Source organism: Nocardiopsis sp. NPDC006198, assembly GCF_040613895.1.
GTDB lineage: Bacteria > Actinomycetota > Actinomycetes > Streptosporangiales > Streptosporangiaceae > Nocardiopsis > Nocardiopsis tropica.
Window position 1 is genome coordinate 34,094 of the sequence record NZ_JBEXSY010000027.1, and the last position, 22,551, is coordinate 56,644.

The 22,551-nt window shown below is 72.6% G+C and carries 16 protein-coding genes; 13 read left to right on the forward strand and 3 right to left on the reverse strand.

The genetic code is table 11. The features are described 5' to 3' along the window. Positions 1-163 precede the first annotated feature (163 nt). From ABZ234_RS19410 to ABZ234_RS19425, 4 genes are all read left to right on the forward strand, one after another. Positions 164-2,497: a type IV secretion system protein gene (locus ABZ234_RS19410; RefSeq protein WP_355012999.1), complete on the forward strand. Its 2,334-nt coding sequence runs from the start codon at positions 164-166 to the stop codon at positions 2,495-2,497. A gap of 19 nt (positions 2,498-2,516) precedes the next feature. After that, entirely contained in the window at positions 2,517-3,188 is a 672-nt protein-coding gene (locus ABZ234_RS19415; protein ID WP_355013000.1) for a hypothetical protein, read from the forward strand. Between the two features lie 107 nt (positions 3,189-3,295). Then, positions 3,296-4,381: a C40 family peptidase gene (locus ABZ234_RS19420; RefSeq protein WP_355013021.1), complete on the forward strand. Its 1,086-nt coding sequence runs from the start codon at positions 3,296-3,298 to the stop codon at positions 4,379-4,381. Further along, positions 4,374-5,132, forward strand: coding sequence for a hypothetical protein (locus ABZ234_RS19425; RefSeq protein ID WP_355013001.1), 759 nt, complete (start codon positions 4,374-4,376; stop codon positions 5,130-5,132). The genes ABZ234_RS19420 and ABZ234_RS19425 overlap by 8 nt, the downstream gene beginning before the upstream one ends. 46 nt (positions 5,133-5,178) lie before the next feature. Here the strand turns inward: ABZ234_RS19425 and ABZ234_RS19430 are convergent, their stop codons facing one another. Next, on the reverse strand, positions 5,179-5,730 hold the full coding sequence (locus tag ABZ234_RS19430) for a thymidine kinase (protein ID WP_267946514.1): 552 nt from the start codon (positions 5,728-5,730) through the stop codon (positions 5,179-5,181). Between the two features lie 401 nt (positions 5,731-6,131). Here ABZ234_RS19430 and ABZ234_RS19435 point away from each other — a divergent pair, with 401 nt between their 5' ends. Both ABZ234_RS19435 and ABZ234_RS19440 read left to right on the forward strand, forming a co-directional pair. Continuing rightward, on the forward strand, positions 6,132-6,989 hold the full coding sequence (locus tag ABZ234_RS19435) for an ion transporter (protein ID WP_355013002.1): 858 nt from the start codon (positions 6,132-6,134) through the stop codon (positions 6,987-6,989). Positions 6,990-7,154: 165 nt separating this feature from the next. Next, on the forward strand, positions 7,155-9,299 hold the full coding sequence (locus ABZ234_RS19440; protein ID WP_355013003.1) for a hypothetical protein: 2,145 nt from the start codon (positions 7,155-7,157) through the stop codon (positions 9,297-9,299). 40 nt (positions 9,300-9,339) lie between these two features. Here the strand turns inward: ABZ234_RS19440 and ABZ234_RS19445 are convergent, their stop codons facing one another. Continuing rightward, positions 9,340-11,001: a hypothetical protein gene (locus ABZ234_RS19445; protein WP_355013004.1), complete on the reverse strand. Its 1,662-nt coding sequence runs from the start codon at positions 10,999-11,001 to the stop codon at positions 9,340-9,342. A 133-nt stretch (positions 11,002-11,134) separates the two neighbouring features. Beyond that, complete coding sequence (locus tag ABZ234_RS19450; protein WP_267946510.1) at positions 11,135-12,301, reverse strand: DUF695 domain-containing protein; 1,167 nt, start codon at positions 12,299-12,301, stop codon at positions 11,135-11,137. A 180-nt stretch (positions 12,302-12,481) separates the two neighbouring features. Between ABZ234_RS19450 and mnmA the strand changes: the two genes are divergently transcribed. The 7 genes from mnmA to gatA all read left to right on the forward strand — a co-directional run bounded on the left by mnmA (position 12,482) and on the right by gatA (position 22,494). Continuing rightward, positions 12,482-13,570, forward strand: coding sequence for a tRNA 2-thiouridine(34) synthase MnmA (mnmA, locus tag ABZ234_RS19455; protein WP_355013005.1), 1,089 nt, complete (start codon positions 12,482-12,484; stop codon positions 13,568-13,570). A 123-nt stretch (positions 13,571-13,693) separates the two neighbouring features. Then, positions 13,694-14,293 carry a VTT domain-containing protein gene (locus ABZ234_RS19460; protein ID WP_355013006.1) on the forward strand — a complete coding sequence of 200 codons (600 nt, stop codon included), beginning with the start codon at positions 13,694-13,696 and terminating at the stop codon, positions 14,291-14,293. A gap of 550 nt (positions 14,294-14,843) precedes the next feature. Then, on the forward strand, positions 14,844-15,893 hold the full coding sequence (locus ABZ234_RS19465) for a methionine synthase (RefSeq protein WP_355013007.1): 1,050 nt from the start codon (positions 14,844-14,846) through the stop codon (positions 15,891-15,893). 49 nt (positions 15,894-15,942) lie between these two features. Beyond that, positions 15,943-18,195 (forward strand): NAD-dependent DNA ligase LigA, encoded by a 2,253-nt coding sequence (gene ligA, locus ABZ234_RS19470; protein WP_355013008.1) that lies wholly within the window; start codon positions 15,943-15,945, stop codon positions 18,193-18,195. A gap of 374 nt (positions 18,196-18,569) precedes the next feature. Next, positions 18,570-20,618 (forward strand): EAL domain-containing protein, encoded by a 2,049-nt coding sequence (locus tag ABZ234_RS19475; RefSeq protein ID WP_355013009.1) that lies wholly within the window; start codon positions 18,570-18,572, stop codon positions 20,616-20,618. Positions 20,619-20,694: 76 nt separating this feature from the next. Next, positions 20,695-20,994 carry an Asp-tRNA(Asn)/Glu-tRNA(Gln) amidotransferase subunit GatC gene (gatC, locus tag ABZ234_RS19480; RefSeq protein ID WP_267946504.1) on the forward strand — a complete coding sequence of 100 codons (300 nt, stop codon included), beginning with the start codon at positions 20,695-20,697 and terminating at the stop codon, positions 20,992-20,994. A 3-nt stretch (positions 20,995-20,997) separates the two neighbouring features. Next, the gene (gene gatA, locus ABZ234_RS19485; RefSeq protein ID WP_267946503.1) at positions 20,998-22,494 is read left to right on the forward strand and encodes an Asp-tRNA(Asn)/Glu-tRNA(Gln) amidotransferase subunit GatA; all 1,497 of its coding nucleotides are present in this window, start codon (positions 20,998-21,000) and stop codon (positions 22,492-22,494) included. Positions 22,495-22,551 lie beyond the last annotated feature (57 nt).

A 22,551-nucleotide genomic window follows, 5' to 3' on the forward strand; every position in this document is an offset into this window, starting at 1 on the left:
GGCCCGGTGATGGCGCACCATAGAAGATGGGGTAAAGACATGCGGGGGTCCTGCGGTCGCGCACGGCCGCGCGCGGAGCTGTGCACGCGTGCGTGTGCGACCACCGGCAGGACCCTGTGTCTGCCATCGTCCCCGCACGAACACACGACGCAGGAGCCAGCAGATGACGCATCAGAACGTCCGACGGCGGGGATGGCGACGCCTCCTGATGACGTTCCTGATGCTCTCCGGCTTCCTGCTGCTACCGCTCACCAGCGCCCAGGCCAACCCGCTCTGCCCCGGGGAGCCCGCGCCGCTGCCCGAGTCCGCAGGCAGCGGATCCGACGGGCTCCTGGTACCCCCGCAATCGCAGTCCGCCATCGCGGGGGCCCCCGACGGGCTGCCGCCCGACGCCAGCATGTACGGGCAGTACGGCACCGCCGGCCAGCAGTGGCACATGATCACCGAATCGTGCGTCGACGGGATCAGCAACGGGGCCCAGGCCACGCTCGCCAACACCGCGTGGGACCTGTCGAAGACCATCAACCAGTCGACGATCACCGTCTACCAGGCGGCGACCTCGGACGGTCTCCTCGCGAGCTTCAACGAACTCGTCGAGAACGTGGTCGTCACCCTCAGGGAGGGGATCTGGCGCCCCCTCATCCCCACCGTCGTCATCCTGGGCGCACTGTGGCTCGGGTGGTTCGGTCTCATCCGCAAGCGGATGACCCTCACCATCGAGTCGACGATCTGGATGATCGGGGCCACGGCCCTCGGGCTGTGGATCATGATCAACCCGGCCCAGATCATGAGCATGGCCGGCGGACTGGTGAACTCCGGCAGCCAGCTGGTGACCAGCACCGTGGGGCAGGTGCCCTACGGGGGAGGGTCGGGGACGTGTCCGCCGGGAGCAGAGGCGCCCGAACGGGCCGACTGGGAGTCCGAGTCGGACTTCCAGGTCCGGCGCAACGCCGACATGCTCTGGTCGAGCCTGGTCTGCCAGCCGTGGGTCGCGGGACAGTTCGGTAACAATGACATGGGCGAGGTTGCGGCGTCGTTCCATGCGACCGATCTCATGGCTGCTCAGGGGGTCAGCAGGATAGAGCAGCAGCAGATAACAGACGAAGAGATCGACGCCAACGCATTGGTCGAGGAGAAGCAGGAGGCCTACGAGGCGATCGCCGCAGACGTTCAGGAGTACTACCCCAGCGTCTACCCGCTCTTCTCAGGCCAGGATCAGGGCAGCCGACTGGGGGTGGCGACACTCGCGCTCTTCGCGTCGGTCTTCGCCGGCGGGCTGATCCTCGCGGGTTCCGTGGCCCTCATCGTCCTGAAGATCGCCTTCCTCATCCTCTTCCTGTTCGCTCCGGTGTTCCTGCTCATCGGAATCCATCCCGGGTACGGGCGCATGGTCCTGCTGCGCTGGGTGGAGCTGATGATCGGGTTCCTGCTCAAACAGATCTTCGTCGTGCTCCTGATCTCCCTGCTGGTCATGTGCTACGGGATGGTCATGTCCACCAGCCTCGGCTGGGGACTGCAGATGATCCTCCTCGCCCTCTTCACCGTGGCGCTGTTCGTCTACCGCAAGCCCTTCGTCTACCTCTTCGCCTCGGTCAACGCGAACACGTTCACCTCGAGGATCGTGAGCGACGCCGCCCAGAGTCAGGCGCTCAGCAGGAGCGCCGTCGTCCTCCCGCCGATCGCCAACCTGAAGACGCAGGCGTGGGGTCTGCGCCGGGCCCCGCAGATCGCCGCGGGAGCGGCCGGCGTCCCCGCGGGCGGAGGGGGCGTCCCCCCCGCCGTCGCAGAGACGGGCGTCGGCGACGAGGTCCCGGCCGACGGGGTCCCGGTGCGTGCGGACGGGGTCCGAGCACGCGGCGGCGGATACGGGCGGGTCCGGGGCGACGGGGACGCCCCGCCGCTGAACGTCAACAGGAGCAACAGCGGCGGGGTGGGACCGCGCCCCTCCGGCGGGGCGCGCGACGGGAACCAGGCGCCGAGCCTCGACGGCGCGCGGTCCGGATCGATCCCGCCCCGCCCGAGCGGCGGCTACACCGGCACCGGCGACAGCGGGTGGGCGGGCGTGTTCGGCACCGGGAACGGCAGCCGGGGCGGCTCCGACCGGCGTGACGGCGGCGGTGGCGGAGGCTCCGTTCTCGGCGGCGGTTCCCCCGTCTCCGGGAACAGCCGGGCGGCCGGCTCCGACCGGCCCGAGCCGAGCACCGGCCGGGGCATCTTCGCCGGACGCGAGGACACCCCGGCCCGTGGCGGCCTGGACGCGCGCGGATCCCGTTGGGGCGCTCCCAGGGAGAGGCGCGAGCGGCAGGCGCCGCAGCGTCCGGCGCGCCCCGCACCCTCCAACGAGGGGCGCGGCCGGGGGGACGGCGACGGCGGCTGGCTGACCGGTTCGGACAAGCGCCGCGACAACGCGCCCATCACCCCGTTCTGGGGGGAGAGCCGGGGTTCCGGCACGCGGGACCGCAAACGCGACGTCCCCTTCTGGCTGAACGACGACTGACGGACAAAGGCCCCGAACCATGCCCAACCCTCTCTCTGAACGCGCTCAGCGTGCTGTCTTCATCGGTCTGATAGCGGTGCTGGTCGTGTTCGGGCTGTACCTCAGCCTCGGCGGTTTCGGGGGCGGTGACGAGGAGGGCCCCGCCGCCGCCCCGGAGGAGCCGGGGGCGTCCCCGAGCGGAGCGACCGATCCGGCGGCCCCCGGCGGGCTGTCGACGGTGGAGCCCAGCCCCATCGACACCACGGCCGAGGAGGACGTGGACGTCCTCGACTGGTTCCCCTTCACCGAGGAGGAGCTGAGGGCGGCGGGGGCGACGGCGCGGACGTTCGCCGAGGCCTACGGGACCATCGACTACACGGGCTCCCCCGAGTCCTACTACGCCTCGATGGAGGCCCTGGCGACCGACGAGTACGCCCGGGTGCTCGTGGACGCGAGCAGGGCGGGGGCGTTCTGGGAGGAGATGTCCGAGGTGGAGGCCGTCGCGCAGGGCAGGGCGGAGGTCGACTCCGTGCGCACCTACGGCAGCGACTCCATCACCTTCGTCGTGACGGCCCAGTCCATCACCGAGACCGCCGACGCCGAGTTCGACGAGGAGCTCGGGGAGTTCGCGATCACCGTCGTCCGCGGGGGCGGCGCCTGGCAGGTCTTCGACTTCCAGCCCGCGGACGCGGGCCAGTTCGGGGAGGAGTAGCCCACGTGTCCCCCCTCTTCAAGTCCTCTCCGTCCGCCCGGTCCGACCGGGGCGCGGCCGGCCTCTGGGTGGGCGTGACCGCGGTGGTCGCGGTGGCACTGACGGTCATGCTGGCGATGTTCGTGATCCCGGTCATCACGACGTCCACCCAGCAGGTCGGCTCCCTGCTGGCGAGCGGGCTCGTCTGCACGCCGAACGCGGACGCGGAGCAGCCCGACGCGAGCGGCTACGCCATGGACTCCATCCCGGAGAACTACCTGGAGATCTACCAGGAGGTCGGGGAGGAGAAGGGCATCCCCTGGAACATCCTCGCCGGGGTCGGCCAGGTGGAGTCCCACCACGGGCGCTGGGAGGGGCCCGGGATCACCGAGGGGCACAACGACTGGGGGGCGGCCGGACCGATGCAGTTCGGTTCCCTCGACGGGTCGGCGGCGGGAAACAGCTGGGGGGGAGAACCCGTCCAGGCCGTGGAGGAGCGCCCGGAGAACGGGTACGGCGTCGACGGCAACGGGGACGGGATCGTCAACGTCTACGACCCGGCGGACGCCATCCCCGCCGCCGCCGACTACCTGATCGCACACGGCCTGGAGGAGGACGTCCGGCAGGCGATCTTCGGCTACAACCACGCCTGGTGGTACGTGGAAGACGTGCTGGAGTGGGCCGAGCAGTACGCGGGAGGGGAGTTCGACACGAGCGGCTCCATCCGGACAGCCGTCCTGTGCGAGCTGGACCAGGACGGGCAGTTCATCGGAAGCGCCCCGGACGAGCTGACCCAGGCGGTCGTCGACTGGGCCCTGGACCAGCGGGGGAAGCCCTACATCTGGGGCGGGACCGGTCCCGACGGCTACGACTGCTCAGGACTGACCATGAAGGCCTACGAGAGCATCGGCGTCACCATTCCCCGCGTCTCTCAGGACCAGTGGAACTTCGGGCCCGAGATCCCAATGGGGGAGGAGCAGCCCGGCGACCTGGTCTTCTTCGACGTGACCCGCGCGGGGGAGCCGCCGGGACCGGGGCATATGGCGATGGTCATCGGCGACGGGCTGATGGTCGAGGCCTGGTGCACGAACTGTGGACCGATCGCGGTGCGCGAGTACGATGACCCCAATCGTTCGGACATCGTGGGATTCACCCGGCCGCTCGAGCACCCGGATGTGAGAGCCCAGTTGGAGGCGCAGGATAACCGTGGTTGACGAGAAGGCACCGCCCGCGAAGCAGGGATTGCACGGGTGGAGGGCCGCCGCCGCGGTGTTCGGGTGCGGAAGCCTGGCGGCTTTCGGGGTCTTCGGTGTCGTTGTGGCCCTCCTCAGTACGTTTCTCTCGACTGTGTCGTCCGGCATCGGCGGCCCGGAGCAGAGTGACGCAGAGATCGGTGCGGGTGCAGCACAGACGACTTCGCCCAGAGACGAGTTTGAATCGGACAAGTTCGACCTTTGTCGTATCTCACTGCCCACAATTTCGGGTGTGGGTCTCATCCTTGAGGATGGTATGGACGCCCCGGTCGATACCGCGGTTGACGGTGGGAATCCGAGAGACGGTGATCTCGTTCGCTCGGGTGAGTGTTCCGGTGTGCTGAACCCGGCAGCTTCCACCTCGACTCCTTGGGAGTTTAACTTTTCCTACCGTGCGATCATTTTTGCTCCCGAAGGGAGTAGGGATGAGATGGCAGATGCTGAAGTGGATGCGTGGAGGAGTGGCGCTGAAGAATCAGTGGGAAACTTTCAGGAGGGCGGTGACCTAAATATTCTCGACCGTTCATACTATGTCTATGGTGCTTCTGTCGGTGGCGGTGCTGAATATGTCGCTGTGGCTCGCAAAAGGAGTGCAGTTCTTGAGTTTTCCATGTCCTCGGCGGATGAAAATACTCCCGCTGAGTTTTCGCATGAGGTCGAAAAGTTTGAAAGTCATCTCGATATTGCCCTCCAAAACCTGATTCCAAGGTAGGGTTCCGGCAACCCCGTGACCAGGTGTCTATCCTGGTGCCGACCGGTCAGGCGACGCCGGCCATGAAGTGGTGGCGGCACAGGGTCGCGTAGGACTCGTTGCCGCCGATGTGCACCTGGGCGCCCTCGTAGACCATGACCCCGTCCACCACGCGCGCGTTGTGGGTGGCCCGGCCGCCGCACCAGCACCGGGCGGAGACCGGCAGGACCTCTATCTTGTCGGCGAGCTCGACCAGGCGCTTCGAGCCCGGGAACAGCTGCCCCTGGAAGTCGGTGAGGATCCCGTAGCAGTAGACGTCGATCCCCATGCCGTCCACGACGCCGGCCAGCTGGCCCACCTGCTTGTGGGACAGGAACTGGGCCTCGTCGCAGATGACGTACGGGGCCTTGCGGTCGGCGACGTCGTCGTACAGGTCCAGGTGGTCCCCGACCTCGACCGCGGGGGACTCCAGCCCGAGCCGGGAGGAGATGATGCCCGCTCCGGCCCGGTCCTGCTTGGTGTAGAGCACCCCTTCGCCACCACGTGAGTGGTGCTCCTGGAGGGCCATCGTGCTCTTGCCCGAGTTCATCGAACCGGTGAAGTACTTCAGCTCCGCCATGTCTCTTCCTGGGTCGCGGGCGCCGGGGCCGTCGACGGCTCGGACTCCTGCCGTGGCCGGCTGTGAAGATATCAGCGGTCGGCCGCTCCCCCCGAATCACCACCGGCCCTCCGGCGCCCCGCCGGGCAGGAGGGGACGTCCGCACGGAGCGGGAGCCCCCTCCGGGGAAGGGATCCCGGTCGCGCGCCCTCCGGGGCGGTCGGCGGCGCGGTCCGGTGTGTGGGATGTTCCACGCGACCCCCGCCGGTGCTCCGTTGCGGGCTCCGTGCCGCCTCGGGGCGTACCGTCTTCGGTGGCGCCGCCCCGCGGGAGGGTGCGCGGGAAAACTGTCGAGTCCACTTCGATATATTCAGGTCTTCAGTGTCCGAATTCGGGGTGGAATTGCGGAGGGGGAAGTGACGTTGCGGCGTGATCAGGTCACCCGGATGGTCGAGAGCCGGTGGTTCTCCAATGTGATGCTCGTGGTGATCCTGATCAATGCCGTGATTTTGGGATGGGCCACTTATGGGAGTTCCGCACTTCCGTATCTCCTCATCGCCGAGCGCGTCGTCATCGGCGTGTTCGTCGTCGAGATGACCCTCAAGGTCTACGCCTGGAGGGGTGACTTCTTCCGCGACCCCTGGAACTGGTTCGACTTCTTCGTCGTCGCGGTCTCCCTCGTTCCGACGACCGGGCCGTTCGCGGTGCTCCGGATCCTGCGGGTCCTCAGGATCCTCCGCGTGATCACCGCTGTGCCGCAGATGCGGATCATCATCACCGCCCTGTTCAAGGCCGTGCCGGGGATGGGGACGGTCATAGGCCTGCTCCTGGTGGTCATCTACACCTCGGGGATCATCGCCCAGCAGCTGTTCGGCGAGGAGGTGCCGGAGTTCTTCGGGAACCTCGGCACGTCGCTCTACACGATGTTCCTGCTGATGACGACGGAGAACTGGCCGGACGTCTCCGACGCGGTGCTGGAGGAGCACCCGATGGCGTGGATCTTCTTCGTCCTGTACATCGTGCTGACGGCGTTCATCATGCTGAACCTGGTGATCGGCGTGATCGTCACCTCCATGGAGCAGGAGGTGAACGAGAGCCGCTGGGTCGAGGACCAGGAGATGGAGGAGGTCCAGCACGAGGCCGTCATGGCCCGTCTGACGGAGCTGGGGCAGCAGGTGGAGCGGCTCAACCGGATGCTGGTCGAGCGCGACGGCGGTCCCGTCCCGGAACAGCCCCTCGGCCGGGAGGGCGGCGCCGCGCAGCCCGCCCCGGGGCTCTAGGCGGCCGGGCCCGCCCTCCGGCCGGACCGTGCCCTGTCCGCGCCCCGGCCCCCGCCCGGGCCGCGCGGCGCCCGGCGCGGCCGGAGGCGGTCATCGGGGCGTGGCGGCGGGGTCCGGCTGGGTAGGGTGACGCACGACCGGTGACCACGCCCACGCAGGAGACGAATGAGCGCCGACGCCCCCGGGCCTCACGAGACGCGTAACTCCCAACGGGACAACCGCGGCCAGACCGTCCAGGCGGGCAGCATCGGCGGCGGGGTGCACTTCCACTCCGCGCCGGACCGGGCCCCGGTGCCCCGGCAGGTCGAGCCCCCGACACCGTACTTCGTGAACCACGAGGAGTGCCAGAGCTGGACGCGCGGGCACATGGACCCCGACGCGCCGCCCAAGGTCGTCGTGTACGGGGGACCCCGCGGGATCGGCAAGACCGAACTCCTGCGCATGATCTCCTACACCACCGGTGACTACTTCACCGGCGGCCAGCTGACCTTCAGGTACGCGCGGGGAAGGCAGGAGGACGGCGCCGCGGCGCTCGCCCAGTTCCTCCAGGTCCTGGGGGTGCACAGGTCGGCCCTGCCCGAGGACCCCGGGCTCTGGCCGGGCGCGTACCGCACGCACACCCACGACAGGCGGCTCCTCGTCGTGGTCGAGGGGGCGTGGGAGCCCGCGCAGGTGCGCGCCCTGGTCCCGAGCGGGCGCGGGAGCCTGGTCCTCGTCTCCAACGACGGCGCCGACCTCCGTGAGCTGAAGTGGGCCGACCACGCGAGGACGACCGACCTGCGGCCCCTCGACCGCGCGGCGTCCCTCGTCCTCATGGAGCGGCTGGTGGCGCACCCCCTGGCCGAAGAGGACCCCGGGGCCCTGGAGCGGCTGCTGGAGGTGTGCGGAGGGCTGCCGCTGGCGCTGGTCCTGGTCAGCGGCCAACTCGACGCGGGAGGGCCGGGGAGCGCGGCCGCCCTGGTCGCGCGCGTCGACGGGGCCCGCCGGATGCTGAGGGCGATCGGTGACGACCAGGGGAACCTCGACGTGTTCTTCCGGACCGCCTACGAGGGGCTGTCACCCCGGGCGGCGGCCCTGTACCGCGCCCTGGGCACCTGGCCGGGCTCCCGGTTCGACCGCCGGATCGCGGCCCGGGTGGGGGACGCCGGGGCGCTTCGCGAACTCGTCACGGCGCGCCTGGTCAAGGAGGACGGCGACGGCCTGGGCTTCGAGCACGACCTCCTCCGCGTCCACGCGGGGGAGCTCGCGGAGGAGGAGCCCGAGCGCGGGCGCCGGGAGAGGCTGCGCCTCATGCTCGACGCGTACCTGGCCTCTCTGGGTTTCGCGGAACGGCTCGTCCGCGGGGAGAGGCTGAGGGTGGTGGACCTGGACCGGCTGCTGGAGGGCGAGGAGGACCCCTTCGGGGGAGACGCGGAGCTGGCGCGCGGCTGGCTGTCCCGCGAGCGCCCCACCCTGGTGGCCGTGGTGCTCGGCTGCGCGGACGCCGGACTGCACGAGCACACGTGGCGCTTCGCCGAACTCGCGACCGCGCTGTACCTGGAGGAACGGTACCTGCACGACTGGGAGGCCACCGGCACGGCGGGCGCGGACGCCGCCAGGATGGTCGGGAACGCCGCGGCCGAGGCCCGGCTCGGCGCCCTCGTCTCCCGGCCGCTGCGTGACCTCCACAAGGAGGACCTGGCCCGCGAGAGGATCCTCAGGGCCGTCGAGCTGGTCGAGGACGTGGAGGACGAGCTGCTGCGCGGGTCCGTGTGGGAGTTCTACGGCCGCTTCCTGGAGAAGGACGACCCGGCGGGCGCGATCGAGGCCTACGACCGGTCGGTCCGGCACAACCGGGCCAGCGGGAGCCCGCACGCGGTGCGTGGCACGGCGCTGGCGATCCTGTTCCGGGGCGCTGCGCGGCTCGCGGCCCGGCGCCCGGAGGAGGCGGTGGCCGACCTCGAGGACGCGGTGGGGCGGCTGCTCGCCCTGCCGGAGGGGCCGGACGACCGGATGGCGGCCCGCGCCAGGACGGCGCTGGGGCGCGCCTACCACGCGGCGGGGCGCGACCGGGAGGCCGTGGCGGCCCTGAACCTGGCCGTGGAGGGGTTCTCCGCGCTCACGGCGCACCTCGGCTACTACGAGGCGGAGGCGCACGAGGCCCTGGCCGAGGTGCTGGACGGGCTCGGCGCGGCGGGCGACGCCCGGCGGCACAGGGCGGAGGCGCTCCGGCTGTTCCGGGAGGTCGGCAGCCCCCGAGCCCAGGCCGTGGAGGAGCGTGCGTCCGGGGAGCGCGACCGCGCGCGGGAACCCGCCGGGCCCGGGGACTGAGGACCGCCCGGACCGGCCGCGGGCCCGGCGGCGCCGGGGCTCACGGGGGGCCGGCGGCCTCGATCACGCAGTCGCGCGGCACCGGACCGGCCCTGACCTTGTGGTGGCCGGTGGCCGGGAGGGAGCACGCGAGCAGCGTGTACACCGCGCCCGCGGCCAGGACCGGATCGAGGCGCGGGTCCGCGCGCACCAGGAGCCTGCGGCCGTCCCGGACGGCCACCCGGGTGCCCTCCTCGGTGTCCGCCGCCGCCATGAGCGCCCCGGGCTGCTGCTCCAGCGCCGTCCGCGACCACCGTTCGGGGTCGCTCCGGGAAGCCGGGTCCCGGCAGACCACGGACGCCGCGTTGACCAGGGCGTGGCGTTCCTCCGTCTCGTAGGCGGAGAGGTGGCGGACGGCTCCCGGCCGGGAGCCGGGCACGTGGCGGGTGGCGCTCGGAAAGCGTTCGAGGGAGACCTCCCCGTTCCCCTCGGCGCTCCCGTGGACCTCGAAGGAGCGCGGCGGGCGGCCCGCCGGGTCGGGCTCGGGCGCGGGCAGGGCCCGGTCGGTGCCGTCCCCGGCCTGGGGCCGGAGTCCGAGCAGCCCGTAGAGGAGTTCCGCCAGGCGGCGCCCGCCCTCCCCCGGGTGGGCGAAGGCCAGTTCCGCGGCGCCGCTGTGCCGGCCGGGGCGGTGGCCGTCGATGGCGGCCTCCACCTGCGGACGCAGGCCCTCGTCGGCCAGCCGGGGTGCGGTCCGGGCGAGCTCGGCGACGGCCGTGCCGGGGACGGACTCGGCGCCGGGGGCGGCGAGCAGGAGGGGGTGGTCGAGCGCGGCGCCGTACAGCGTCACGCTCCCGTGGTCGCCGATGACGCAGTCCGCCGCGACCAGCGCTGCGCCCCACCCGGCGTGCGGGGGGATGAGGAGGAGCCCGGAGTCCAGGGCGTCGGCGAGCATGTGCCGCACCTGCCAGGGGCTGTGCGAGAACCAGATGTTGGGGTGCAGGACGGCGGCGACCCGGTAGTCGTCGTGGGGGAGGGCGCCCAGGAGCCGGCCGGGCAGCCGGGGGCGGCTGCCGATCAGGCCCTCGGGGCCCCAGGTGGAGGTGGCGACGACCAGGCGCTGGTCGGCGCCCACGCCGAGCCCGGCCCGGTAGCGCTCGCGCATCCGGCGCCCCGCCTCGAGCCGGTCGCGTGCGGGGTCGCCGACGACCCGTGCGTGTTCGGCCAGGGGGACGCGGGCCGCCCGGAGCTGTTCCCTCTGGGCGGGGTGGGACAGGACGAGATGGACGTTCCGCGCGTCGTGGAACTCGTGGCGGGGCACTCCGGACAGGCGTACCCCGCCGGTGCGGTGGTCGGGCACGTACTTCTGGAAGCCGATGCCGTGGGGGAGGACGACCACGGGGCACGTGAACTCGGCGAGGTCGACGTTCTCGGTGGCGGTGACCACCAGGCGCGGCCGCACGTCCAGGCGCGACTCCCAGGGGACGAGGCCCACCTCGGCGCCGGCCAGGAGGCGCTCTGTGCCCGCGCTGAACGCGGATCCGCCGTCGAACGCGAACACGACCCGCACCCGGGTGTCGCCGCGGAACACGGCGAGGCCCTCCAGGACCCGCACCGCGGAGGTGAACGTGCGGGCCAGGGCCAGCACCACGGGCGTGTCGGCGAAGGTCTGCCAGCGGTGCGCGTCGGGGCCGGCGTTGGCGCGTACGTACGGGGAGTCGGTCAAAGTCGTCCCTAGACCCTCGGGAGCCGTGGCGAACCAGGGTAGTGGCGCGGCGGGCGCGGTCCGGCCCCGCGGGACGCACTTCCCGGGCCGCCCGGCCGCGGGGAGGGCGCCGGGCCCCTCCCCGCGGCGGGGCCTACTCCCCGAGCTGGCGGCGGAACGGCCGGCGCGCGGCGTTGAACTGGGACCAGGACGGGTCCAGCTGGCTGCGCAGCTTCACCTCGCCCTCCGGCCAGTCCTTCAGGACGGCCTCGAAGTCCGGGAGCACCCCCGAGTCCGGGTCCAGGTAGTAGCGGTAGTCGCGCCGGCCGCCGACGGTCTGCTGCATGAACAGCGCCCCGTTGTCCCCGAGCACGTCCGAGACACGGGCCTCCAGGTCGGCCAGGGCGGAGGCCGAGGCGCCGGTGGGCAGCTTGTCCTCGTCCGCGTGGGTGTACGGCACGACGACCTGCACGAACAGGGAGAACGCCGGGAAGTCGCGGCGGGTCAGCGGGTGGCGGAGCATGATCTCCACCGCGCCCTGGATGGGGATGCGCCCGTGCAGGGTCGCCCAGCCGCCGGAGCCGCCGAGCAGGTCGGCCATCTGCCGGACCACGGAAGGCATCGACGTGGGGGGCAGCGGGTCCAGGGGAGGCTCGTCCAGCGGCGCCGTCAGGCCGATCCACCGCACCAGGTCGTCCTCGCCGAGCGCCAGCAGGGCCACGTGCTCGGCGACGCCCTCGCGCGTCTCCTGGGACAGGAACATGTTGTCCGGGTGGTAGACGCCCACCTCGATCCGCCCGGTCCCCTGGTTCACGCGCATGGACACCGACACGTGCGACAGGTCCAGTTCGTGGTCGTCCCAGCGGACCACGGAGGACAGCCGCTCGTGGTCGGCGGGGCGCACCGGCCGGAACAGCCACTCGGCGTCCTCGGGGGCCGACCGGGCCCAGCGCTCGGACAGGATGCGCGCCTCCTCGGACGCGCCGGGGCGCAGGGTGAGGGCGTGGGCGGGGCCGTCGGTCAGCTTGGACGGGTCGTCCAGGGCCGCCAGCTGCTCCAGGAGCTTGTCGGGGTCGGTGTCCGCCGACAGGTCGAGGTCGTCCAGGCCCCCCTGCCGTTTGGGCGCGGGGCCCACCTCCCAGTCCAGGTCGGGGTGGATCGCGCGGACCAGCGCGGTGACGCGCTCGGAGACCTCGGAAGGGGCGGGCCGGTCCGCGTCGGCCGCGCCCGCGAGGGCGTCGCGTACGGAGGGCCACGCGTCCCAGAACGCGGTGACGGACGTGGTGGAGTCGGCGGAGCGGCGACGACGGAACAGAGCCATGTCACGATTTTCGCAGAACCGGGCGACCACCCTCGCCCTCGCCGGCGGGCGCGTCCCCGGCGGCGCCCCGCCGCGTGCTGCCCGGGCCCGCCGGGCGCCGCGGGCCGCGCGCCCGGCGCGGCCGGTGTCCCCCGGCGCCCGTGGCCGCGACCCCCGGCGGGCGCATACGCTGGAGCCACTATGACTTTGCGTGTACTGGCCGCCATGTCCGGCGGGGTCGATTCCGCGGTCGCCGCGGCCCGGGTGGCCGAGGCGGGCCACGACGTCACCGGCGTTCACCTGGCGCTCTCCAAGAACCCACAGTCCTACCGAACGGGTGCGCGCGGCTGCTGCACCGTGGAGGACTCCCACGACGCCCGCCGCGCGGCGGACGTCATCGGCATCCCCTTCTACGTGTGGGACATGTCGGAGGAGTTCGACCGGGAGGTCGTGCAGGACTTCGTCGCCGAGTACGAGGCGGGCAACACGCCCAACCCGTGCCTGCGCTGCAACGAGAAGATCAAGTTCGAGGCGGTGCTGGACCGGGCGGTCGCGCTGGGCTTCGACGCCGTGGCGACCGGCCACCACGTCCGCAAGGTCGACGGCCGCCTGGTGCGCAGCGTCGACCGGGCCAAGGACCAGTCGTACGTGCTGGGCGTGCTCGACGCCGGCCAGCTGGAGCACGCGATGTTCCCCCTCGGGGACTGCACCAAGGACGAGGTGCGGGCCGAGGCGGAGCGGCGGGGGCTGTCCGTGGCGGACAAGCCCGACAGCCACGACATCTGCTTCATCGCCGACGGCGACACGGCGGGGTTCCTCAACCGGCGCATCGGCGAGAGGCCGGGCCCGATCCAGGACGAGGACGGCAACGTCGTGGGCACGCACAACGGCTCCCACACGTTCACGATCGGCCAGCGCAAGGGCCTGGGGCTGGGCGGCGCGCCCGACCCGCGCTACGTGCTCTCGATCGAGCCGGTGGGCAACACCGTCACGGTGGGGCCGCGCGCGTCCCTGCGCGTCGACGGGATGACCGGGGTGCGGCCCGTCTGGAGCGGCAGCCTGCCTCCGGCGGAGCCGATCGAGTGCCGTGTGCAGCTGCGCGCCCACGGCGAGGTCTACCCGGCGACGGTGTGGCAGCGCGAGGGGGCCGAGGGCGCTGAGCTGGTCGTCCGGCTGGCCGAGCCCGCCACGGGCGTGGCCACGGGGCAGGCCGTGGTGGTCTACGAGGGGGACACCGTGCTCGGCTCGGCGACGATCTCCTCCACCTCCCGGGCCGCGGCCTCCGTCTGAGGCGGCCCCGGAAGGGTCCCGCCCGGCCGGAGCGGGACGGAGCCCCGACGGGTGACCTGCGACCCCTTGCCGAAGTTAGGTTAGGCATAGCATAGTTACTGGCCGAGGTTAGGGAGCTCGCCCATGCCAGAATTCGGTTTCCTCGACGGCCAGCCCTTCTGGATCGTCTACTTCACGCTGCTCGGCGTGATCCTGTGCCGCGCCCAGGCCACGTACTGGATCGGCCGCGGGCTCGGGGCGGGCGTGACGCGGAGCCGCATGGGCGCCGCGCTCGGCCCGCGGCTGGAGGCGGCGCGGCGCCGCATCGACCGCTACGGCGCGCCCGTGGTGACGCTGAGCTTCTGCACCGTGGGCGTGCAGACCGCCGTCAACCTCTCCGCAGGGGCCATGCGCATGCGCTTCCCGCGCTACCTCGCGGCGATGTTCGTCGGCTGCCTCGTCTGGGCGGGCCTGTGGGGCGTCATCATCGGCGGCGTGGTCGGCACCTGGCTGGAGCTCTTCCTGAGCTCGCCGTGGACCGCCCTGGGCGTCGTGGCCGCCGCCTGCGCCCTGGTGGCCCTCCTCGTCGTGCGGGGCCGCCGTGCCCGCGCCCGCCCGGGGGGCGGGGCGGAGGACGGGGGAGCCGACGGTCTCCCTGTCTCCGGGACCGCTCCGGACGCCGCCGGCGCGCGCGACGGGCAGGACGCCGACCCGGCGCAGGCCGTCGCCGCACGGCCCTCCTGAGGCCTCTCCCTCCCGACAGCTCCTCCCCGGGGGCCCGACCTGCGCGGTCGGGCCCCTTTCGCCGTGTCCGGGCGGTTCCCGCGTCCAAGGCGTTGACACCACTCCGCCTGTAGTACTACATTCGAAGCACTTCAGCTGGAGTACTACAGACAAAGCTGTACGAGAGGGAGACCTGTGCGAGCCCGTACCACCACCCCCGCCACCCCCGCCGTGGCCGTTCCGCCCCTGCCGCTCGGCGCCCTCACCGCGCCCCCCGCCGGCGGGGGGAGGCCCGGTCCGGCCGGACGGGGCCTCCCCGGCGCCAGGACCGACCACCGGAACCGGAACCGTCCCGGGCCGAGCCCGGCGCCCCGGCCCCGCCGGCACTTCCGCCCCGGCGGCAACCGATGACCGCGCCACCGCGCCCCGCGGAAGGACGGAGCCCCCGCCGGGGGTCCCCGCCGGACCACGGGGGCGGACGGTGACCGCCGTGCCGGCCGCCGACCCGCACCACGCCCGTGCGGGTCGGCGGTAACACCCCCCGCCTCCCGTTGCCCTAACCTTGGGCAACGTGAGCGAACAGCAGTCCTACCCCTGGCCGAACGCCTCCTCCACCGGGGTCGGCTCCTGGCCCGGAGACGATCCCGACGAGGCCGTCCGCACGATCCTCGGCGAACTCCCCGCCCTCCCCCACCTCCCCGAGCTCCCCGAACGCGGTGTGGGGGCCGACATGGTCGGCCGCACCGCCGGGCTCCTGGTCGACCTCCCCGTCGAGGTGCAGCCCAGCGGATGGCGTGTCGCCGACACCCCGGGGCGCGACCTCGCCCGCGCGACCGGCTTCATGTCCTACGACCTCGACGCCCTCACCGAGCACGCCCACGCGTTCACCGGCACACTCAAGATCCAGGTCGCCGGCCCCTGGACCCTCGCCGCGTCGGTCGAGCTGCGCAACGGCCAGCGCCTGGTCTCCGACCCCGGCGCCTGCCGCGATCTCGCCGAGTCCCACCTCGAAGGCGTCCTCGCGCACATCGACCGGGTCCGCGGGGGCGTCCCCGGCGCGCGGCTCCTCGTCCAGGTCGACGAACCCTCCCTGCCCGCCGTCCTGCTCGGCTCCCTGCCCACCGCCAGCGGGCTCAGCCGCCTGCGACCCGTGGACAGGGTGCGCGCGGAGGACGTCCTGCGAAACCTGTTCTCCGGGATCTCCGGGGCCGGAGCCGTCCCCGCGGCGCACTGCTGCGACCCCGGCGCGCCCCTGGACCTCCTGCGGCGCAGCGGCGCCGAGGCCCTGAGCCTCGACGCGCTCCTCCTCACGCGCGACCACGACGAGATGGTCGGGACGGCCGTGGAGGCGGGCACGGGGCTGCTCCTGGGGGTGGTCCCGACGACCGACGCCACCCCGGCGCAGACCGCCCGAATGTCCGACCCCGCCGCTACCGTCGATCCTGTTCGCGACCTCTGGAACCGGTTGGGAATCACCCCTGACCTGCTCTCCCGCGCGGTGGTCACCACGCCCACGTGCGGACTGGCGGGCGCCTCCCCGGGACACGCGCGCGCGGCCCTCACGGCGGCGCGCGCCGGCGCCAGGGTCCTGCGGGACGAGCCCCGCAGACAGGCGTCCTAGAAGTCCGTGACCGCGACAGGTGAGCACGAGAGCAGCAGAAAGGCAGCGAGTGAGCGCGCTCGACAACACCACCGACATCCCCGACGAGGTACGCGCCCGCCACGAGGAGCTGTGCCGGGAGCTGGACGACCACAGCTACCGCTACTACCTGGGCAACCCGATCATCTCCGACGCCGAGTACGACACCCTCATGGGCGAGCTGCGCGGCATCGAGGACCGGTACCCCGTCCTCGCCACGCAGGACTCGCCCACCCAGAAGGTCGGCGCCCCCATCAGCGTCGACTTCGCCGAGGTCAAGCACCTGGTGCGGATGGAGAGCCTGGGCAACGCGTTCGACACCGGGGAGCTCAACGCCTGGGGCGAGCGCTCCGCGGCCGAGGTCCCGGTCGGCGCCTACCTCTGCGAGCTCAAGATCGACGGCCTCGCGGTCGACCTGGTCTACGAGAAGGGCCGCCTCGTGCGCGCCGCCACCCGCGGCGACGGCCGCGTGGGCGAGGACATCACCCTCAACGTCCGCACCATCGGGGTCGTCCCCGAGCGGCTGCGCGAGGACGTGCGCCCCGCACCCGAGCTGCTGGAGGTGCGCGGAGAGGTCTTCCTCCCCGTGGAGGACTTCGAGGCCCTCAACAAGCGCATCACCGAGACCGGCGAGCACACCCCCTTCGCCAACCCCCGCAACGCCGCCGCCGGCTCGCTGCGCCAGAAGGACCCCCGGGTCACCGCGACCCGCCCCCTGTCGATGATCGTGCACGGGGTGGGCGCGTACGCCCCCGCGGGCGGCGGGAAGGACGTCGCCTTCACCAGCCAGTCGCAGGCCTACGCCCTGCTGGGGGAGTGGGGCCTGCCGCTGAGCGACCGCTACAAGGTCGTGGGGACCATGGAGGAGGTCCGTGAGTACGTCGCGTACTACGCGGCGCACCGCCACGAGCCCGCCTACGAGATCGACGGCATCGTCGTCAAGGTCGACGACTTCGCGCTCCAGCGCAGGCTCGGCTCCACGAGCCGCGCCCCGCGCTGGGCGATCGCCTACAAGTACCCGCCGGAGGAGGTCACCACCCGGCTCGTCGACATCAAGGTGGGCGTGGGCCGGACCGGGCGCGTCACCCCGTACGGCGTCATGGAGCCGGTGGTCGTGGCCGGGTCCGAGGTCGAGTTCGCCACCCTGCACAACTCCCAGGAGGTCGCCCGCAAGGGCGTGCGCATCGGCGACACCGTGGTGCTGCGCAAGGCGGGCGACGTCATCCCCGAGATCGTCGGCCCCGTCCTGGAGCGCCGCGACGGCAGCGAGCGCGAGTTCGTCATGCCCGAGCGCTGCCCCGAGTGCGACACCCCGCTCGGCCAGCAGAAGGAGGGCGACGTCGACCTGCGGTGCCCCAACGCCCGCTCCTGCCCCGGACAGCTCCGGGAGCGGGTCGCCTTCATCGCCAGCCGCAAGGCCCTGGACATCGAGGCGCTCGGCTACGTGGCGGCCACCGCCCTGACGCAGCCGCTGGAGCCCGCACAGGCCCCGCTGCGGGACGAGGGGGACCTGTTCGACCTGACCGTCGACCAGCTGCTGCCCATCCGCACCCACGTGCTCGACCCGGACACCACCGAGCCCAAGACCGACCCGAAGACCGGCGACCCCAAGGTGGTGTCCTTCTTCGCCAACCTCAGGGGCGAGCCCAAGAAGACGGTCGAGAAGCTGTTCGAGCAGCTGGAGGAGGCCAAGGCCAAACCGCTGTGGCGGGTCCTCGTGGCACTGTCGATCCGGCACGTCGGCCCGCGCGCGGCCGAGGACCTGGCCCGCCACTTCCGTTCCATGGACGCCATCCGCGGGGCCACCGAGGAGGAGCTGGCCTCGGTCGACGGCGTCGGCCCGACCATCGCCGCGTCGATCCGCGAGTGGTTCTCCGTGGACTGGCACACCGAGATCGTCCGCAAGTGGGCGGAGGCGGGCGTGCGCATGGAGGACGACGAGCCGGAGTTCGGCTCGCGCTTCCTCGAGGGCGTCACCGTCGTGGTGACCGGCTCCCTGGAGGGGTTCACGCGCGACGGCGCCAAGGAGGCGATCGCCGAGCGCGGCGGCCGTGCGACCGCGTCGGTGTCCAAGAAGACCGGTTTCGTGGTGGTGGGGGACAGCCCCGGGTCCAAGTACGACAAGGCCGTCAAGCTGGGTGTGCCCGTGCTGGACGAGCAGGGGTTCCGGGTGCTGCTGGACGAGGGCGCCGACGCCGCCGTCGGCGTGCGGATCAACCGCTCGCCGGAGGACGGCGCCGCCGACGCGGCGGAGGCCCCCGCCGCGGAGGGGGCCGACGCCTAGCGGCGGCGCTCCGCGCCCCGGTCCGGAAAGCGGCCCCGCGCCCCCGCGTGCGGTGGGGCGGCGGGGGCAGGCCGGACCGGGGCGAACCCGTGTCCGGGCCCCGTGAACCGGCTGGTCACGACCCGGGGTCGCGGAGGGTCCGGGTTCCATTTTGTGCGTCCCCCACCCCGTGCGGCCCACACCTTGGTTAACTGATAGTTCCGGGCAAGCGACAGTTGGTGACGAAGCCGCGTAAGCTGGACACGGACACGTTGGATGTGGACGCATCTAAAACCGCGATTCGGTCATGAGGGGGGCCGGACCGCGGGAACCCCGAGCGCGGGACCGGTGGCGCCGCGCCGCCGCCGGCCCACGGCCCCTCGCGAGGACCACGGATGAAGGACCCCATCAGCACCAGGGACATCGGTCCCCGTGCCGGGACACCGCTCTGGCTCTACATGCTGGGCACCACGGTCGCCGGCGCGGGCCTGCTCGTCGTCTCCAGCCTCGGCCTGGGCCTCGGCGAGCTCCGCGGCCTCGCGGTCGAACCCCTCACCTGGGTCCTGCTCTGCATGATCGTCCTCGGCGAACTGCGGCCCATCTCCATGCCCGGGCAGGCCCCCGGCAGCGGCGCCCCCACGTCGCTGCCGTTCTCCTTCGCGCTCGTCCTCCTCCTCGGCCTGCCCGTCGCCGCCCTCGTCCAGGCGGCCGCCACGACCGTGGCCGGCTTCGCGCGCGGCCACGCCCCCCACCGCACCGCCTTCAACGCCGCCCAGTACACGCTCTCCCTCGGGGTCGCCGACGCCGTCCTGCGCCTCGCCCTGCCCGGCCTCGTCGCCGACGGCCCCGCCCCCGCGGCGGGGGAACTCGTGGCCGTCGCCCTCGCCGGGGCCGCCTACTTCGCCGTCAACCGCGTCCTGGTCGTCTGCGCGGTGGCCATGCACGAACGCGTCCCGCTCAGACAGGTCATGTTCAAGGGGATCGGCCAGCAGTTCTACGTCAGCGGCGTCCTCATCAGCCTCGCCCCGCTCGTCGTCGTCGCCACCGCGCACTCGGTTCTCTACGTCCCCCTCTTCGCCTTCCCTCTCGGAGCCCTCTACACCAGCGCCATGCTGTCGGTGAAGCGCGACCACCAGGCCAACCACGACGAGCTCACCGGGCTGGCCAACCGCAAGCTCCTCACCCACCGGTCCCGCCAGGAGATCGCCCACGCCCACCAGCGGGAAGGCGGGGTCGGCCTCCTCCTGCTCGACCTCGACCGGTTCAAGGAGGTCAACGACACCCTCGGCCACCCCACCGGCGACCGCCTCCTCCAGACCGTCGCCTACCGGCTCACCCACAGCGTCCGCCCCGGCGACCTCGTGGCCCGGCTCGGCGGCGACGAGTTCGCGGTGCTCCTGCCCCAGGTCGGCGACACCTCCGCCGCCCGCGAGGTCGCCGCCCGCCTGCGCGGCGCCCTCGCCGAGCCCGTCCGCCTCGACGGCATGGACTTCGACCTGGAGGCCAGCATCGGGATCGCGCTCTTCCCCCGGGACGCGCCCGACTTCCCGCTCCTCATGCAGCGCGCGGACGTCGCCATGTACGTCGCCAAGGCCGCCCGCACCGGGGTCGAGTGCTACGACCCCGGCAAGGACCGCAACTCCACGGCCAGGCTCAGCCTCTACAGCGAGCTCCGGCGGGGCCTGGCGGAGGGAGCGCTGGAGATGCACTACCAGCCCAAGGTGTCCCTCGACGACGAGCGGCCCGTGGGCCTGGAGGCCCTCGCCCGCTGGCGCCACCCCACCCGGGGGCTGCTCGCCCCCGAGGAGTTCATGCCGGTGGTCGAGCAGTCCAACCTGTTCCGCGCCTTCACCGGCCAGGTCCTCGACATCACGTTGGCCCGCGTCGCCCAGTGGCGCGGGGAGGGGATCCGCCTGCCCGTCTCCGTCAACCTCGGGGTCCGCGAACTCCTCGACCCCGAACTCCCGTCCACCGTGGCCGCCGCGCTGCGCGAGCACGGGGTGCCGCCCGAGCAGCTCGTCCTGGAGATCGGCGAGCACGCCCTCATCACCGACGCCGACGCCGCCACGGCCGCCGTCCACCGGCTCCGCGCGCTCGGCGTCGGCCTGGCCCTCGACGACTTCGGTACCGGCCACTTCACCCTGGCCCAGCTCGCCGGGCTCCCCCTCGACGAGGTGAAGATCCACGAGTCCTTCACCACACGCCTCGTGGACGGGCCCGACAACGGCCACACCGTCGTGCGGGCCGCCATCGCCCTGGTCAGGGCTCTGGGCATGCGCGCGACCGCCGGGGGCGTGCGCAGCCGGGCCCTCGCCCTCGCGGCCCGGTCCACCGGGTGCCACGCCGCGCAGGGGAGCCACTACTCGCCCCCGCTGGCCGCCCGCGAGGTCGTCGCCTGGGTGGCCGCCCACGAGGGCGGGGCCCCGGCCGACAGCCGCGTCTGACACCGAGGGCGGCGCCCCCGGAAAACGCCATAGGATTGACCCGATAGTCCTTCCGCCGAAGAAACGGTTCGCATTCATGACCGCCATCACCCGCGATGAGGTCGCACACCTCGCCCGGTTGTCGCGGCTGGCGCTCGACGAGGGCGAGCTCGACACGCTCGCCGCCCAGCTCGGTGACATCCTCACCGCCGTGGCCAAGGTGCAGGAGGTCGCCCAGGGCGACATCCCGCCCAGCTCGCACGCCCTGCCGCTGACCAACGTCTACCGCCCCGACGAGGCCAGGCCCGGCCTCACCCCCGAGCAGGCCCTGGCCGGGGCCCCGGCGGTGGAGGAACAGCGGTTCCGGGTCCCGCGGATCCTCGGAGAGGGTGAGTAGCCGATGAGCGACGTCATCAGCCTGACCGCGGCCGAACTCGGCTCGGCCATCAAGGGGGGCGAGGTGTCCTCCGAGGAGGCCACCACCGCCTACCTGGACCGCATCGAGGCGGTCGACGGCGAGATCAACGCCTTCCTGCACGTGCGCCGCGAGACCGCCCTCGACCAGGCCCGCGCGGTGGACGCCCGCCGCGCCGCCGGCGAGGAACTGGGACCGCTCGCGGGCGTGCCCGTCGCCCACAAGGACGTGTTCACCACCAAGGACATGCCCACCACGGCCGCCTCCAGGATCCTGGAGGGCTGGCAGCCGCCCTACGACGCCACCGTCACCGCGCGCCTGCGCGAGGCCGGCCTGGTCATCCTGGGCAAGACCAACATGGACGAGTTCGCGATGGGCTCCTCCACGGAGAACTCCGCCTACAAGGTCACCCGCAACCCGTGGGACACCGACCGCATCCCGGGCGGCTCCTCCGGCGGCTCCTCCGCGGCCGTCGCCGCGTTCGAGGCGCCCCTGGCCACCGGGACCGACACCGGCGGCTCCATCCGCCAGCCCGCCGCCGTGTGCGGACTGGTCGGGGCCAAGCCCACCTACGGGGGCGCGTCCCGCTACGGGATGATCGCGTTCGCCTCGTCCCTGGACACCCCCGGCCCGTTCGCGCGCAACGTGCTCGACGCCGCCCTCCTCCACGAGGCGTTCTCCGGCCACGACCCCCGCGACTCCACCTCGATCGACGCCCCGGTCCCGCCGGTCGTGGACGCCGCCCGCCTGGGCGACGTCGACGGCCTGCGCGTCGGCGTGGTCAAGGAGCTGGACAGCGACGGCTTCCAGCCGGGTGTGCGCCGGCGCTTCCACGAGACCCTGGAGCTCCTGGAGTCCCTGGGCGCGAAGATCGTGGAGCTGTCCTGCCCGAGCTTCGACGCCGCCCTCTCGGCGTACTACCTCATCGCCCCGAGCGAGTGCTCGTCCAACCTCGCCCGCTTCGACGCGATGCGGTACGGCCTGCGGGTGGGCGACGACGGCACGCGCAGCGCCGAGGAGGTCATGTCGCTGACCCGGGCCCAGGGCTTCGGCCCCGAGGTCAAGCGCCGCATCATGCTGGGCACCTACGCCCTGTCGAGCGGCTACTACGACGCCTACTACGGCAGCGCCCAGCAGGTGCGCACGCTGATCAAGCGCGACTTCGACGCCGCGTTCGAGAGCGTCGACGTGCTGGTCTCGCCGACCACGCCGACCACGGCGTTCCCGATCGGAGAGCGCTCCGAGGACCCGATGGCCATGTACCTGGCCGACCTGTGCACGATCCCGTCCAACCTGGCCGGGAACGCGTCGCTGTCGGTCCCGTGCGGCCTGGCCCCCGAGGACGGCCTGCCCGTCGGCTTCCAGATCATGGCTCCGCCGCTGGCCGACGACCGGACCTACCGGGTGGCCTCGGCCGTCGAGCGCGCCCTCACCGAGCGCGACGGCGCCCTGATCGCCCGCAGCCCGTACGCGGTCGCCTAGCGGCCGGACGGCAGCGCCCCGTGTGCCCGCCGCCCCTCCCGGGGGCGGCGGGCACAC